Source organism: Mesorhizobium sp. M2A.F.Ca.ET.043.05.1.1 (genome assembly GCF_003952445.1).
Lineage (GTDB): Bacteria > Pseudomonadota > Alphaproteobacteria > Rhizobiales > Rhizobiaceae > Mesorhizobium.
The window spans coordinates 3,098,927-3,113,886 of record NZ_CP034446.1 but is presented as its reverse complement, the minus strand read 5'-3'; the positions used below and the strand labels follow the sequence as shown (position 1 = coordinate 3,113,886).

The following is a 14,960-nucleotide window of genomic DNA, read 5'->3' as shown; positions in this document are numbered from 1 at the left end:
CCCTATCGGGTTGACGGCTTGATCAACAGATTGTCACTTTGACCTGTCACGTTGAGATCGGAATGTGGAGCGCATGCAGGTTCTGTCGGTCACGCCCGAAATCTTCCCGCTGATCAAGACCGGCGGTCTTGCCGACGTGACCGGCGCCCTGCCGATCGCGCTGGCTGGCAAGGGCGTCGCAATGCGCACGCTGGTCCCCGGCTATCCCGTCGTGATGGCTGCCTTCGCAAAGAAGAAACCTGTCTACCAGTATCCGTTGCTGCAGGGCGGCAAGGCTTCGATCCATGCCGTCAAGATCGGTGACCTCGACCTCTTCGTGCTCGACGCGCCGCATCTCTTCGATCGCCAGGGCGGCCCCTACGGCACAGCTTCCGGCGCCGACTGGCCGGACAACTGGCGCCGCTTCGCAGCGCTCAGCCAGGTCGGCGGCGACATTGCCGGGGGCGCGATCTCCGGCTACCAGCCCGACATCGTGCATGCGCATGACTGGCAGTCGGCGATGACGCTTGCCTATATGCGCTACGGCAAGGCGGTCGGCGTGCCATCGCTGATCACCGTGCACAACCTTGCCTTCCAGGGCCAGTTCGGCGCCGGCATCTTCGGTGAGCTCGGCCTGCCGGGCGTGGCGATGCAACTCGACGGCGTCGAATATTATGGCGGCGTCGGCTTTCTGAAGGCCGGTCTCCAGGCGGCCTGGGCGATCACCACGGTGAGTCCGACCTATGCGCAGGAAATACGCTCGCCCGAATTCGGCATGGGCCTCGACGGCCTGATCAACATGCGCGCCACCGACCTCTACGGCATCGTCAACGGCATCGATGTCGACATCTGGGATCCCGAGACGGACAAGCATCTCGTCGCCAATTATTCGGCCGAAACGCTCGCCGCCCGCGCCAAGAACCGCAAGGCCGTCGAGGAGCGCTTCGGTCTGGAGGCGGATGGCAGCCCGATCGTCTGCGTCGTCAGCCGGCTGACCTGGCAGAAGGGCATGGACATCCTGGCCGCGGTCGTCGACGGCATCGTCGCCGCCGGCGCGCGCCTCGCCATTCTAGGCTCGGGCGATGCCGGCCTCGAAGGCACGCTGCTAGCCGCCGCCGCGCGGCATCGCGGCCGCGTCGGCGTCGTCGTCGGTTACGACGAGGGGCTGTCGCATGTCATGCAGGGCGGCTGCGACGCCATCATCATCCCGTCCCGCTTCGAGCCTTGCGGGCTCACACAGCTCTACGGCCTGCGCTATGGCTGCGTGCCGGTCGTCGCCAGGACGGGCGGTTTGGCCGACACCATCATCGACGCCAACGAGGCCGCCTTGTCGGCAGGCGTCGCCACCGGTTTCCAGTTCGCGCCCAACAATGGCGGCGCCATGCTCCATGCCGTCCAGCGGCTGGTCGAGCAGCATGCGCGGCCGGTGACCTGGGCCTCGATCCAGCGCCAGGGCATGAAGGCCGATGTCTCCTGGGACAAGAGCGCCGAAAAATACGTCGAACTCTATCGCTTGCTGCTTTCGAAAAGGGCTGCCTGAGGCATGATAAAAACCGTCCCCACCAAACCCTATACCGACCAGAAGCCCGGCACGTCCGGCCTGCGCAAAAAGGTGCCGGTGTTCCAGCAGGAGCACTACGCCGAGAACTTCATCCAGTCGATCTTCGACGCGCTGGACGGTTTTCAGGGCAAGACGCTGGTGATCGGCGGCGACGGCCGCTTCTACAACCGCGAGGTCATCCAGAAGGCGATCGCCATTGCCGCCGGCAACGGCTTCGGCAAGGTGATGGTCGGCCAGGGCGGCATTCTCTCGACGCCCGCCGCCTCCAACATCATCCGCAAATACAAGACCTTCGGCGGCATCATCCTGTCGGCAAGCCACAATCCCGGCGGTCCGCATGAGGATTTCGGCATCAAGTACAATGCCGGCAATGGCGGCCCGGCGCCGGAAAAGATCACCGACGCGATCTTCGCCAGGTCGAAGGAGATCAAGAGCTTCAAGATCGCCGATATCGGCGAGATCGACATCGACACGATCGGCACCGTCAAGGCCGGCGACATGACGGTCGAGATATTCGATCCGGTCAAGGACTATGCCGAGCTGATGGAAAGCCTGTTCGACTTCGAGGCGCTGCGGAAGCTCTTCAAATCGGGCTTCCGCATGCGTTTCGATGCCATGCACGCGGTGACCGGTCCCTATGCCAAGGAAATCCTCGAACGCCGGCTCGGCGCGCCGGACGGCACCTGCCGCAACTTCAAGCCGCTGCCCGATTTCGGCGGCCATCATCCGGATCCGAACCTGGTGCATGCAAAACATCTCTATGACGAGATGATGGGGGCCGACGCGCCGGATTTCGGCGCGGCCTCAGACGGCGACGGCGACCGTAATCTGATCATCGGCAAAGGCATCTTCGTCACGCCCTCGGATTCGGTCGCGATGCTCGCCGCCAACGCCAAACTGGCCCCGGGCTACAAGGACGGCCTGAAGGGCATCGCCCGCTCCATGCCGACCAGCGGCGCCGCCGACCGCGTCGCCGAAAAGCTCGGCATCGGCATCTACGAGACGCCGACCGGCTGGAAGTTCTTCGGCAACCTGCTCGACGCCGGCATGGCGACGATCTGCGGCGAGGAAAGCGCCGGCACCGGCTCCAATCATGTACGCGAGAAGGACGGGCTGTGGGCCGTGCTTTTGTGGCTCAACATCCTCGCCGCGCGCGGCGAGAGCTGCAAGCAGATCGTCACCGAGCACTGGGCGACCTACGGCCGCAACTACTATTCGCGCCACGACTATGAAGAGGTCGAGAGCGACCGTGCCAACGCCCTGGTGGATGAGCTGCGCGCCAAGCTCGGTTCGCTGCCCGGAACGAGCGTGCGCGGCCTGAAGATCGCCAAGGCCGACGACTTTGCCTATCACGATCCGGTCGACGGCTCGGTGAGCAAGAACCAGGGCATCAGGATACTATTCGAGGGCGGCTCGCGCGTCGTGCTGCGCCTCTCCGGCACCGGCACCTCGGGAGCGACGCTGCGCGTCTATATCGAGCGCTACGAACCGGACAAGGCCAGGCACGATCTCGACACGCAGGAAGCGCTCGCCGACTTGATCGCCGCCGCCGACGACATCGCCGGCATCAAGAGCTACACCGGCCGCAACAAGCCGAGCGTGATTACTTGAGGGTGCAAGAGAAGGCTCCCCCTTCTCCCCTTGTGGGAGAAGGTGGCCGAGCGAAGCTCGGACGGATGAGGGGTGCTCCAGCTTGGCGCAAACCGGCGTTCACATCGCCGGCGCCTCACTCCGTCCAACACCCCTCATCCGTCTCGGCGCTGCGCGCCGATCCACCTTCTCCCACAAGGGGAGAAGGGGAGGCGCCCGCATGACCCAACTCGGCGCCACCATCACCGCCGAAGGCATTCGCTTCGCCGTCTGGTCCTCATCGGCGCGGCGCCTTTGGGTCTCGCTTTTCGACGACAGCGGCGCGCGCGAACTCGATCGGCTGGAGCTGAAGCCGGAAGGCGAGGGCGTGCACGCGCTCCTTGTCCCCGGCCTTGGTGACGGGACGCGCTACGGCTTTCGCGCCGACGGCGACTACGCGCCGGAGCGCGGCCTGTGGTTCGATCCCGACAAGCTCCTCACCGATCCCTACGCCGTCGAGATCGATCGTCCTTACCAATACCATTGGCGGCTTGCCGCCAAGCGCAACGAGGGGGCCGACACCGCACCCCTGATGCCCAAGGCGATCGTGGTGGCGCCGCCTGAGGCCGTGGCGCCTAAGCCGCCTCTGTTCCAACCCGGCGGCTTGATTTACGAGCTCAACGTCCGCTCCTTCACAAAACTGCATCCCGACATTCCGGAAGCGCAGCGCGGCACCATCACGGCGCTCGCCCATCCGGCGGTCGTCGAGCACCTGAAGCGTCTCGGCGTCTCGGCCGTCGAATTGATGCCGATTACCGCGTCGATCGACGAGCGGCACCTGCCGCCGCTGGGCCTCAGCAACGCCTGGGGCTACAACCCCGTCACCTTCATGACGCTCGACCCGCGTCTCGCGCCTGGCGGTCTCAAGGAGTTGCGCGACACTGTCGCAGCGCTGCGCAAGGCCGGCATTGGCACCATCCTGGACCTTGTCTTCAACCATACCGGCGAAAGCGACCGGCTCGGGCCGACGCTGTCGCTGCGCGGGCTCGATGCGCTGGCTTACTACGGGCATCAGTCGGATGGCCAGCTGGTCAACGACACTGGCACCGGCAACACGGTTGCCTGCGACCATCCGGTGGTGCGCGAGATGGTGCTCGACACGCTACGCCACTTCGTCCGCTTCGCCGGCGTCGACGGCTTTCGCTTCGACCTGGCGCCGGTGCTCGGTCGCGTCGATGGCGCCTTCGATCCGGAGGCGCCGCTGCTGCAGGGTATACCCAGCGATCCCGTGCTCGCCGACCGTGTGCTGATCGCCGAGCCTTGGGATATCGGCCCGAACGGCTATCAGCTCGGCAATTTCCGCCCGCCCTATCTGGAATGGAACGACCGTTACCGCGACGACGTCAGGCGCTTCTGGCGCGGCGACGCCGGCGCGATCGGCGCCCTGGCGACACGGCTTGCCGGCTCCTCCGACGTCTTCGGCAGGGACGGCCGGCCGATGACCCGAACGGTCAACTTCATCGCCGCGCATGACGGCATGTCGCTCGCCGACATCGTCGCCTATGAGCGCAAGCACAACGAGGCCAATGGCGAACAGAACCGCGACGGCCATAACGACAATCTGTCCTGGAACAACGGCGCCGAAGGCGAGACGGACGACGAGGCGATCAGCCTGGCCCGCTCCAACGATCGGCGCGCGTTGCTCGCCACGCTCTTTGCCTCGCGCGGCACCATCATGCTGACGGCCGGCGATGAGTTCGGCCGCACGCAAAAGGGAAACAACAACGCCTATGCGCAGGACAACGCCATCACCTGGCTCGACTGGGCCGGCCGCGATCAGGCACTGGAGCGATACGCATCATCGCTGGCCACGCTGCGCTGCGCCTTCCCGGTGCTGGCGGATACACGCTTCCTGACCGGCGTGCCCGCCGGCGGATCGGAAATCCCCGACGTGGCCTGGCTCACCGAGACCGGCATGCCGCTCGGCGAGGGCGATTGGAACGATGCCGGCCGACACCGCCTCGTCATGCTGCTCGGCGATAGCCAGGGCGCGCGCCTCGCGATCCTCGTCAATGGCGACCGCCGCCAATGTGTCTTCACCTTGCCGGTGCGGGAAGGCTTCGAGTGGCTCTCAGCGGTCGAGACGCAACCGGTCGATCTGGCACGGCCGCTGCCTGGCCGCTGTGTGAGTTTCGTGATTGAGCGACAGGCGGCGAAGGCACGCGCCAGGAAGGGATCGTAATGATCGATGGCAATGCTGGACAGGGTGCACAATGGTGGCGCGGCTGCGTCATCTACCAGGTCTATCCGCGCTCCTTCCAGGACACGACCGGCAACGGCAGCGGTGACCTCAATGGCATCACGGCCAGGCTCGCCCATATCGCTTCGCTCGGCGCCGACGCCGTCTGGCTGTCGCCCTTCTTCAAGTCGCCGATGGCCGATATGGGCTACGACGTTTCGGACTACCGCGACGTCGATCCGATGTTCGGCTCGCTGGAGGATTTCGACGCGCTCGTCGCCGAGGCGCACCGGCTCGGCCTGAGGCTCATCATCGACCAGGTGATCTCGCACTCTTCCGACAAGCACGAATGGTTCGTCGAAAGCCGCGCCAGCCGCGACAACGCCAAGGCCGACTGGTACGTCTGGGCCGATGCGAAGCCGGACGGCCGCGCGCCTAATAATTGGCAATCGCTGTTCGGCGGCCCCGCCTGGGAGTGGGATGCCACCCGCCGGCAGTACTACATGCACAATTTCCTCGCCGCGCAGCCGGATTTCAACTTTCACAATCCGGAGGTCCAGGATGCGCTGCTCGACACCGTGCGCTTCTGGCTGGAGCGCGGCGTGGACGGTTTCCGGCTGGATACCGTCAACTACTATGTTCACGACCGCTGGCTGCGCGACAACCCGCCTTTGGCCGCGAGCGTCGCCGGCACCAACGGCGCGACCAGCACCTATGCCTTCCAGGAGCATCTCTTCGACAAGACGCGTCCCGAGAATCTCGACTTCCTGAAACGCTTCCGCGCGCTGCTCGACGAATATCCGGATCGCGCCGCAGTCGGCGAGGTGGGCGACGAGGAGCGTTCGCTGCAGACGCTCGCTGCCTATGTCTCCGGCGGCGATAAATTGCAGATGTGCTACACGTTCGACCTGCTAAGCCCGCAATTTTCCGCCGCTCATGTGCGCGGCTGCGTGGAGGCGTTCGAGACGACCGCCCCCGACGGCTGGGTCTGCTGGGCTTTCTCCAACCATGACGTCGTGCGCCATGTCAGCCGCTGGACGCGGCCCGGCGAGAGCCCGGACGCGGTGGCGAAATTCTCGATCGCGCTGCTGTCATGCCTGCGCGGATCGATCTGCCTCTACCAGGGCGAGGAACTGGGGCTGGAGGAAGCCGAGCTCGCCTATGAGGATCTGCGCGATCCCGTCGGCATCCGCTTCTGGCCGGGCGTGAAGGGCAGGGACGGTTGCCGCACGCCAATGGTGTGGCAGGCAGAGGCGGAAAATGCCGGTTTCTCGACGGCCAAGCCCTGGCTTCCGGTGCCGCTGGCGCATCGCGCCCGCGCGGTCGACATTCAGGATGGCGAGGGCGGTTCCGTGCTCGCGGCCTACCGTTCGATCCTTGCCCTGCGCCGGCGCCATCCGGGGTTGATCGCCGGCTCCATCCGTTTTCTCGAGACCGAGGGCGACGTGCTGGCCTTCATACGCCAGCAGGAGGATGAGAGATTGCTGTGCGTCTTCAACTTCGCCGCGGAGCCGGCGAACTGGGCGCTGCCGGCCGAGATCGGGGATGTCGAGATAACGGCTCTTGCCGTTGATGTCGCCGGCGTTCTTGGCGGCGTTGTCGAGGAGAGCGCGCTGGCGTTGCCGCCCTTTGGCAGTTTTGTCGGAAGGATTGACTGATAGCGGCCTACTGGACGAGCACCGAGCGGCCGCATGTCGCGCCGGTCACGCGCACATCGGCCTCGCCGACATGCACGCCAAGCGCCCCAAGCACGTTGTAGACCAGGCTATCGACCGGCGCGGTCACGCCGTTGAGCAGCGTCGTCACCGCCGGCTTGACTGCGCCGAGCAGGGCGGTCACGTCGAGGCCGAGCCCCAGCGCGTTGACCGACAACGACAGGTTGTTGACCAGCGATGTCGTCAGCGACTGCGTCAGGTTCTTCGTCGAAACCGTCTTGATCGCCTTGTTGCCGATGTCGGTGGCAGTATAGGTCAGCGTGGTCGGCGCCATGTTGGTGATTGAAAAGGCCGACGATCCTTTGATCTGCAGCAGGTTGAGGTTGATCAGCAACAGCTTGAGGCTGACATCCGCGATCTCGGCGTCGGAGAAGGATTGCGGCTTGGTGAAGTCCGGGAAGCCGCTGGTGTTGCTGTCGGCCAGATGCGCCTCGACCACCCCTGGTTGCGCGGCGATCGAGACCTTGATGCTGGAGGGGCCGGTCGGACAGGTGATATCGGTCAGCTTGGCCTCGGCATAGGCGACCTCGATATTGAGCGGCAGGTTGACGGCAAGCAGATTGATGCCGCCGCCGAGATTGGAATTGCCGACGGTGACGCTGGCGTTTAGCTTGATGCGCGTCTGCGCCGTGCGCACCACGGTGCCTGCTTCCCCCACCGCGAGCCAGGGCGAGTTCTGCATGGGCTCGCCGATGGCGATGGCAAGCGTCGTCGATATCAGTCCCGGTATGGTAGTGCCGAGATTGACCGCGACCTGGTTCGTGCCGTTGGCCAAAGCCGCCGCCGCCGTCAACATGCTGAGTGCGCTGGCGTCGACCGACAGCCCGGCGGGTTTCTGTCCAAGGCCCAGGCTGCCCACCGAGCCAAGGTCGACGAGAGTGCTGAGCGGAATCTTGACGGTATTGGTGGCGCTGGAAGCCATGGTCTGCAATGCGATCTTGGCCGTACGGTCCAGCCCCGGCACGTTGGCCATGGCGGTGGCGATCTGGCCGACCGTCGCCTTCGAGGCGAGCACGTCCGAATAGGAAACGCCGGTCAGCCTGAGCTGCACGGCAAGTTGGTCGACGAAGGAGAGCACGTCGACATCGGCCGAGATCAGCGAATTGTAATCCATCACGCTGAGCGAGATGTTGCCGCCGAGAAGGCTGCCGATAAGCGCGTTGAGAATGCCGCCATTGAGACTGGCGAGTCGCGAGCCGACCGAGAAAGCTGCCTGCGGCTGCGCGCTGGCGATGGCCGTCGTGCCGAGTGTGGGCGGCGCCATGATCGAGCCGGCGAAATAGAGCGTGCCTTGCTTCTTCAGCGACACCTGCACGGCATTGTAGGGCAGCTTGCCCGCCTCGAACCGGCTGCCGGCGGCAATGGTGCTGACGCCCGTGTAGCGCCCCGGCACGACCTGGACGACCGCCTTGGAGGCGGTTGGCGCCACGTTGGTGCCTTGTTGCTGCACCGCGACCGATGTGATGCCGTTGTCGGCGAGCGTCGTCAGCACCGCCTGCTGGGCATTGGTGATGTTCGAGGCCGCGGTGATGGCGGCGAGGTCGACGATCGACTGCGCGGCACGGCGCTCGTTGTAAAGGGAACCTTCGTCGATCGCGAAGGCGGTCAGCGCCAGCGCCACTGGCGTGCACAGCGCCGTCATGACGGCGAAATTCGCGCTACGGTCGGCGACGAGCCTCCTCGTCGCCGCCATCAATCCCCCCTTGATGGACATCATATGCCTCCGACACGAATCGTCGACTGGCGCTGTATCGTCGTGCCCGGCAGCGGCAGCGTCCTGAACAGGTTCCAGATCGGCAGGTTGCGCGCATCATAGGTGACGGAGACGACGAACTGGCTGCCATCGGCGACACTGTCCTGTGCGTTGACGGTCAGCTTGTTGGGATCGACGAACGGGTAGCCGGAGACGTCATGCGCGATGAAATCGGTGACCAGTGCCTGCCGTTCGGTCTGGTTGAGGCCGGCGATCGCCGTTCGCGCCGCATCGGCGGCGATCTGCTGCACAGAATGGCTGGCGCCGAAATAGATTCCGTATGCAACCATGCCGAGCAAAAGCAGGATGAAAACCGGCGCAAGCATGGCGAATTCGACTGCCGATGTGCCCGTGGCATCCGTCCGGAAACGACAGCACGAAGCAAGGAATTTTCGGTTTTTCAGCATGTTGCGGAGAATGCCAAACCCCGCCTGCAAAAACAGAAAACGCGTCGAACAACCGGCGGGTGTGCCAAGTTGAAGTTCGGTTTATAACGTTAGTTTTCGCTGTTTTAGCGTGATGACGCTCACTTTGCGTCAAGCAGGCAATGGTTGAAATAAGATTCCGCTCTGTCTAGTCTCCAGCCACCAGCAGCCGGAAGGGACCGGCGGCACGCCTGAAAGGGGCCGTTTCAACGGTTCCGGGGCGTCAACACTTAAGAAAGGCGTGGCTGAGGGGCTGCGCCGACAGGGAGAACTTCATGCTGAAAAACATGCTGAAGGCGACGGCGTTCGCCACCACCTTGGCTCTGGCCACGGGCTCCTTCTACACCCATGCTTTCGCCGAAACCGTCTACAACCGCGGCGCCGCCGCGGAGGCGGAGACGGTCGATCCGCACAAGACGTCGACGACCTACGAGGCCGATATCATACGCGACCTGTTCCAGGGCCTCGTCATGCATGACCAGAAGACGAACCTCATTCCGGGCGCCGCCGAAAGCTGGACGGTGTCCGACGACGGCACCGTCTACACCTTCAAGCTGCGCAAGGACGGCCTCTGGTCGGACGGCACCCCGGTGACGGCGGACGACTTCGTCTATTCGTTCCATCGGCTCGAAGATCCGGCCACCGCTGCGGAATACGCCTCGATGCTCTATCCGGTGAAGGGCGCCGAGGACTTCAACACCAAGAAAGGCAAGGCCGAGGATATGGGCGTGAAGGCGATCGACGCCAACACGCTTGAAGTCACGCTGAAGGCTCCGACGCCCTATTTCCTGGAGATGCTGACCCACCAGGCGACCTATCCGGTCAACAAGGCTTCCATGGACAAGCTCGGCGCCGACTGGATCAAGCCGGGCAAGCTGGTTTCGAACGGCGCCTACACTCTGGCCGAATGGGTCCCTAACGACCATATGAAATTGGTCAAGAACCCGAAGTTCTGGGACGCTGCGAGCGTCAAGCTCGACGTGGTCAACTACATCCCGACCGAGGATCGCTCTTCGGCGATGAAGCGATTCGAGGCCGGCGAGCTCGACAGCTATGGTGACCTGCCGACCGAACAGCTCGCCGATCTCAAGACCAAATTCGGTGATCAGGTCCGTGTCGGGCCATATCTCGGCACCTATTATTTTGCGATCAAGACTGACAAGGCGCCTTGGGACAATGTCGAGCTGCGCAACGCCATCTCGATGGCGATCGATCGCGACTTCCTCGCTGAGAAGGTCTGGCAGAATTCCATGCTGCCCGGTTATTCGATGGTGCCTCCGGGCATCGAAGGCTACACGCCGGCATTGGCCAAATACGCCGACACGCCGCAGATCGACCGCGAGGACGAGGCTAAGAAGATCCTGGAGAAGCTCGGCTATACGCCTGAGCATCCGCTGAAGATGGAAATCCGCTACAACACCTCGGAGAACCATAAAAACACGGCGGTCGCCATCCAGGAACAGCTGAAGCCGCTCGGCGTCGAGGTGACGCTGCTCAACACCGACACCAAGACCCACTATGCCTTCCTCGAGCAGAAGGGCAATTACGACGTGGCTCGCGCCGCCTGGATCGCCGACTACAAGGATCCGGAGACCTTCCTCGGCATCTCGCGCAAGGCGAGCGGCAACAACTACTCGAACTACAACAGCCCGGCCTACGAGGCTGCCATGGACAAGGCCGCGGCCGCTGGCGGCAAGCCGGAAGAGCGCATGAAAGACCTCGCCGAGGCCGAGCGCATCCTCGTCGACGACGTCGGCGCGATCCCGCTGCTCTACTACAGCTACCACGACATCGTGTCCTCGAAGGTGCATGGCTTCGACGACAATGTGATGGACATTCATCCGTCCCGCTTCATCTCCAAGGACTGACAATCAACCTTGGCCGTGCCGCCGCTCCCCGTTTGGTGAGCGGCGGTCACGGTCTGTCGTCGTGTCGGGCCGAAAGTCGGATTGGATTTTCGAGCATCCCGGTGCGAAGATCAGAGATGCCAGCGCGCCACGATCCCGTCTGGAGAGTTGTCGCCCTGGCTGAAGCGGGGCGCCGATGTTGCGTTATGTCTTCCGGCGGCTGTTGACCGCCATCCCGACGCTGTTCGTCATCGTGACGGTGGCGTTCTTCCTGATCCGCGTTGCCCCTGGCGGCCCGTTCAACCAGGAGAGGGGCCTGAGCCCCGAGATCAGGGCCAATCTCGAAGCCCAGTTCGGCCTCAACGATCCGCTCTGGCTGCAATATCTTCACTATCTCGGCAATCTTCTGCGCGGCAGTTTCGGCCCAAGCTACAATCTGCCGGATTTCACCGTCACCGAACTCTTCGCCAAGGGCCTGCCGATCTCCGTTCAGCTTGGCACGTCGGCGCTGGTTCTGGCGCTGCTGTTGGGCTCCGTCCTCGGCACGATCGCGGCGCTCAACCAGAACAAAATCGCCGACTATTCGGTGATCGCCTTGGCCACCGCAGGCAGCACCATCCCGACCTTCGTCATCGCGCCGGTGATCCAGCTTGTCTTCGGGCTGTCCTGGAAGCTGTTGCCGATCGGCGGCTGGGGCGACGGCGCTTTGATCAACAAGGTCGGCCCGGTGCTGACGCTGGCCTTGCCGCAGATCGCCATCGTGGCCCGCCTGATGCGCGGCTCGATGATCGAGAGCCTGCGCTCCCACCACATCCGCACCGCCCGCGCGCTCGGCCTCTCCGACTGGTCGGTGGTGGTCAAGCACGCGCTGCGCGGCGCCGTGCTGCCGATCGTCTCCTTCACCGGCCCGGCAGCGGCGGCGCTGCTCACCGGCTCGATCATCGTCGAGACCATCTTCTCCATTCCCGGCGTCGGCCGCTATTTCGTCGATGCCGCGCTCAACCGCGACTACACGCTGGTCATGGGAACCGTGGTGGTGATCGCGCTCTTCACCATCGTCTTCAACCTGATCGTCGATCTTCTCTACGCGGTCGTTGATCCGAGGGTACGCTATGACTGACCTTGCCGTCGCCGTACCCGAGCCGATCGTCGGCCGCTCGCTTTGGGGCAATGCCTGGGCGCGGCTGAAGCGCAACCGCGCCGCCATGTTCAGCCTCTACTACCTGGCCTTCATCGCCGTCATCAGCGTGTTCGGCCCAATGGTCGTGCCGCACGAATACACCACCATCTACGGCGACTATGTGCGCATGCCGCCGAGCCTCTCGGCCTATCCGAAGCCCGACATGATACAGGGTGCGCTCACCGACGCCATCAAGCGCATGCGCGCCGACATCAAGGAATGGCACCAGGACGGCAATCGCGTCACCGTCACGGTCACCTCGACCAAGCCGATCGACGACCGCAACATCCGCTATCTCGACCGTTCCGACGCTTTTGACGACACCAGGATCGAGAACAAGTCGCCCGACGGCCGCGAAGTGACGATGAGCTCGGCCGTCAAGCAGCAATATTTCTACTTCGGCACCGACAACACCGGACGCGACCTGCTTTCGCGAACGCTGATGGCCGGGCGCATTTCGCTCGCCATCGGCCTGCTTGCCGGCGTCGTCGCCGGCGTCATCGGCGTCATTTACGGCGCGACGGCCGGCTTCGCCGGTGGCAGGGTCGACGAGGTGATGATGCGCATCGTCGACGTGCTCTATTCGCTGCCTTTCATCTTCTTCGTCATCATGCTGGTGGTGTTCTTCGGCCGCAACTTCGTGCTGATGTTCCTGGCGGTCGGCGCCGTGCTGTGGCTCGACATGGCGCGCATCGTGCGCGGCCAGGCGCTGTCGATCCGCAGGCAGGAATATGTCCAGGCGGCGGAAGCCATGGGCGTTGGCCAGCGCGGCATCCTGCTGCGTCATGTCATCCCCAACCTGCTTGGCCCGGTCGTCATCTACATGACGCTGCTTGTGCCGCAGGTCATCATCCTGGAAAGTTTTCTTTCCTTCCTGGGCCTCGGCGTGCAGGAGCCGATGACCAGCTGGGGCGTGCTGATCTCGGTCGGCGCAAAGAACATCGGTTACGCCAACTGGCTGCTGCTGTTCCCGGCTTTCTTCCTCGTCTCGACGCTGTTTGCCCTGAACTTCGTCGGCGACGGCCTGCGCGACGCGCTTGATCCGAAGGATCGCTGACATGGCCACCGAAACGATCCTCAGCGTCAAGGACCTGCGCGTCCGCTTCCAGACCCTCGACGGCACGGTTGAGGCGGTCAAAGGCATTAGTATCAACGTGAAGGCGGGCGAGACCGTCGCCGTCGTCGGCGAATCCGGCTCCGGCAAGAGCCAGACGATGATGGCGGCGATGAACCTCTTGTCCTCCAATGGCGAGGCGACCGGCCATGTCGACTACCGCGGCCAGAACCTTCTGACCCTGTCGAAGAGCGAGCTCAACAAGGTGCGCGGCCGCAAGATCAGCATGATCTTCCAGGAGCCGATGACCTCGCTCGATCCGCTCTACACCATCGGCAACCAGCTGATCGAGCCGATCCGCCGCCACCGCGGGCTCTCCGGACCGGCGGCGCGCGAGGAAGCGCTGAAGCTGTTGCGGCTGGTGCACATCCCCGATCCCGAGCGGCGGATGAAATCCTATCCGCACGAAATGTCGGGCGGCCAGCGTCAGCGCGTCATGATCGCCATGGCCTTGGCCAACGATCCCGACATCCTGATCGCCGACGAGCCGACGACAGCGCTCGACGTCACCATCCAGGCGCAGATCCTGGTGCTGCTCGCCGAGTTGCAGCGCAAGCTCGGCATGGCGATCGTCTTCATCACCCACGACCTCGGCATCGTGCGCCGTTTCGCCGACCGCGTCTATGTCATGCGCCAGGGCGAGGTGGTGGAGGAGGGCGCGGCGGAAGCGCTCTTCGCAAATCCGCAGCACGCCTACACCAAAATGCTGCTCGCGGCCGAGCCGACCGGCAGCAAGGCAGCACCGCCGGCCAACGCGCCGGTGCTGCTCGAAGGCCGCAATGTCGAGGTCGTCTTCAAGATCGGCGGCGGCTTCCTCGGTGGCGAGCCACTGATGCTGCGCGCCGTGGACAAGATCTCGGTCCGGCTGAAGCGCAACCAGACGATCGGCATCGTCGGCGAGTCGGGTTCCGGCAAGTCGACGCTTGGCCGCGCGCTGCTGAGGCTCCTGCCTAGCGACGGCGTCATCCGCTTCGGCGACCGCGACATCTCAGAAGCCGATCGCCAGGCGATGCGGCCGCTCAGGCGCGAATTGCAGCTCGTCTTCCAGGATCCGTTCGGTTCGCTGTCGCCGCGCATGACCGTCGGCCAGGTGATCACCGAAGGGCTTCTGGTGCATGAGCCTTCGCTGACCGGCAAGCAGCGCGACCAGCGCGCCGTCGAGGCGCTGCGCGAGGTCGGCCTCGATCCCAACGCTCGCAATCGCTACCCGCACGAATTCTCCGGCGGCCAGCGCCAGCGCATCGCTATTGCCCGCGCCATGATCCTGAAGCCGAAAGTGGTGGTGCTGGACGAGCCGACCTCGGCGCTCGACCGTTCGGTGCAGAAGCAGATCGTGGAATTGCTGCGCAAGCTGCAGGCCGACCACGAGCTGTCCTACCTGTTCATCAGTCACGACCTCGCTGTGGTGCGCGCAATGGCCGACTACATCATCGTGATGAAGCAGGGAAAGATCGTCGAGGAAGGACCGACGCAGGAAATCTTCGACAATCCGCGCGAGGCCTACACCCAGACGCTGATGAACGCGGCGATCGATTCGACACGATTCCGCATCAGCGCCTGAGGCCGGGCGAGTCCGAC

Annotated in this window: 10 protein-coding genes; 8 read left to right on the top strand and 2 right to left on the bottom strand. The window is 64.2% G+C overall.

The features are described from left to right. Window positions 1-73 precede the first annotated feature (73 nt). From glgA to EJ069_RS15460, 4 genes are all read left to right on the top strand, one after another. Window positions 74-1,519, top strand: a complete 1,446-nt coding sequence (glgA, locus tag EJ069_RS15475; protein WP_126062031.1) for a glycogen synthase GlgA — start codon at window positions 74-76, stop codon at window positions 1,517-1,519. A 3-nt stretch (window positions 1,520-1,522) separates the two neighbouring features. Then, window positions 1,523-3,151: an alpha-D-glucose phosphate-specific phosphoglucomutase gene (locus EJ069_RS15470; RefSeq protein WP_126062030.1), complete on the top strand. Its 1,629-nt coding sequence runs from the start codon at window positions 1,523-1,525 to the stop codon at window positions 3,149-3,151. 199 nt (window positions 3,152-3,350) lie between these two features. Continuing rightward, on the top strand, window positions 3,351-5,351 hold the full coding sequence (gene glgX, locus EJ069_RS15465; RefSeq protein WP_126062029.1) for a glycogen debranching protein GlgX: 2,001 nt from the start codon (window positions 3,351-3,353) through the stop codon (window positions 5,349-5,351). Further along, complete coding sequence (locus tag EJ069_RS15460) at window positions 5,351-7,006, top strand: alpha-glucosidase family protein (RefSeq protein ID WP_126062028.1); 1,656 nt, start codon at window positions 5,351-5,353, stop codon at window positions 7,004-7,006. Before glgX ends, EJ069_RS15460 begins: the two co-directional genes overlap by 1 nt. A gap of 7 nt (window positions 7,007-7,013) precedes the next feature. Here the strand turns inward: EJ069_RS15460 and EJ069_RS15455 are convergent, their stop codons facing one another. After that, entirely contained in the window at window positions 7,014-8,777 is a 1,764-nt protein-coding gene (locus EJ069_RS15455; protein ID WP_245456578.1) for a TadG family pilus assembly protein, read from the bottom strand. Next, window positions 8,777-9,142: a TadE/TadG family type IV pilus assembly protein gene (locus EJ069_RS15450; protein ID WP_245456575.1), complete on the bottom strand. Its 366-nt coding sequence runs from the start codon at window positions 9,140-9,142 to the stop codon at window positions 8,777-8,779. The genes EJ069_RS15455 and EJ069_RS15450 overlap by 1 nt, the downstream gene beginning before the upstream one ends. A 374-nt stretch (window positions 9,143-9,516) precedes the next feature. Here EJ069_RS15450 and EJ069_RS15445 point away from each other — a divergent pair, with 374 nt between their 5' ends. The 4 genes from EJ069_RS15445 to EJ069_RS15430 all read left to right on the top strand — a co-directional run bounded on the left by EJ069_RS15445 (window position 9,517) and on the right by EJ069_RS15430 (window position 14,943). After that, window positions 9,517-11,109 (top strand): peptide ABC transporter substrate-binding protein, encoded by a 1,593-nt coding sequence (locus EJ069_RS15445; RefSeq protein ID WP_126062025.1) that lies wholly within the window; start codon window positions 9,517-9,519, stop codon window positions 11,107-11,109. A 175-nt stretch (window positions 11,110-11,284) separates the two neighbouring features. Continuing rightward, window positions 11,285-12,208 (top strand): ABC transporter permease subunit, encoded by a 924-nt coding sequence (locus EJ069_RS15440; protein ID WP_126062024.1) that lies wholly within the window; start codon window positions 11,285-11,287, stop codon window positions 12,206-12,208. Beyond that, the gene (locus tag EJ069_RS15435) at window positions 12,201-13,325 is read left to right on the top strand and encodes an ABC transporter permease subunit (RefSeq protein ID WP_126062023.1); all 1,125 of its coding nucleotides are present in this window, start codon (window positions 12,201-12,203) and stop codon (window positions 13,323-13,325) included. The genes EJ069_RS15440 and EJ069_RS15435 overlap by 8 nt, the downstream gene beginning before the upstream one ends. A 1-nt stretch (window position 13,326) precedes the next feature. Then, on the top strand, window positions 13,327-14,943 hold the full coding sequence (locus EJ069_RS15430) for an ABC transporter ATP-binding protein (protein ID WP_126062022.1): 1,617 nt from the start codon (window positions 13,327-13,329) through the stop codon (window positions 14,941-14,943). Window positions 14,944-14,960 lie beyond the last annotated feature (17 nt).

Bases quoted from the DNA above. Each gene is read 5' to 3' on its own strand.
- EJ069_RS15435 (WP_126062023.1), top strand. From the start codon at position 12,201: ATGACTGACCTTGCCGTCGCCGTACCCGAGCCGATCGTCGGCCGCTCG.
- EJ069_RS15430 (WP_126062022.1), top strand. From the start codon at position 13,327: ATGGCCACCGAAACGATCCTCAGCGTCAAGGACCTGCGCGTCCGCTTC.
- EJ069_RS15450 (WP_245456575.1), bottom strand. From the start codon at position 9,142: ATGCTTGCGCCGGTTTTCATCCTGCTTTTGCTCGGCATGGTTGCATAC.
- EJ069_RS15460 (WP_126062028.1), top strand. From the start codon at position 5,351: ATGATCGATGGCAATGCTGGACAGGGTGCACAATGGTGGCGCGGCTGC.
- glgX (WP_126062029.1), top strand. From the start codon at position 3,351: ATGACCCAACTCGGCGCCACCATCACCGCCGAAGGCATTCGCTTCGCC.
- EJ069_RS15470 (WP_126062030.1), top strand. From the start codon at position 1,523: ATGATAAAAACCGTCCCCACCAAACCCTATACCGACCAGAAGCCCGGC.
- EJ069_RS15445 (WP_126062025.1), top strand. From the start codon at position 9,517: ATGCTGAAAAACATGCTGAAGGCGACGGCGTTCGCCACCACCTTGGCT.
- glgA (WP_126062031.1), top strand. From the start codon at position 74: ATGCAGGTTCTGTCGGTCACGCCCGAAATCTTCCCGCTGATCAAGACC.
- EJ069_RS15440 (WP_126062024.1), top strand. From the start codon at position 11,285: ATGTTGCGTTATGTCTTCCGGCGGCTGTTGACCGCCATCCCGACGCTG.
- EJ069_RS15455 (WP_245456578.1), bottom strand. From the start codon at position 8,777: ATGTCCATCAAGGGGGGATTGATGGCGGCGACGAGGAGGCTCGTCGCC.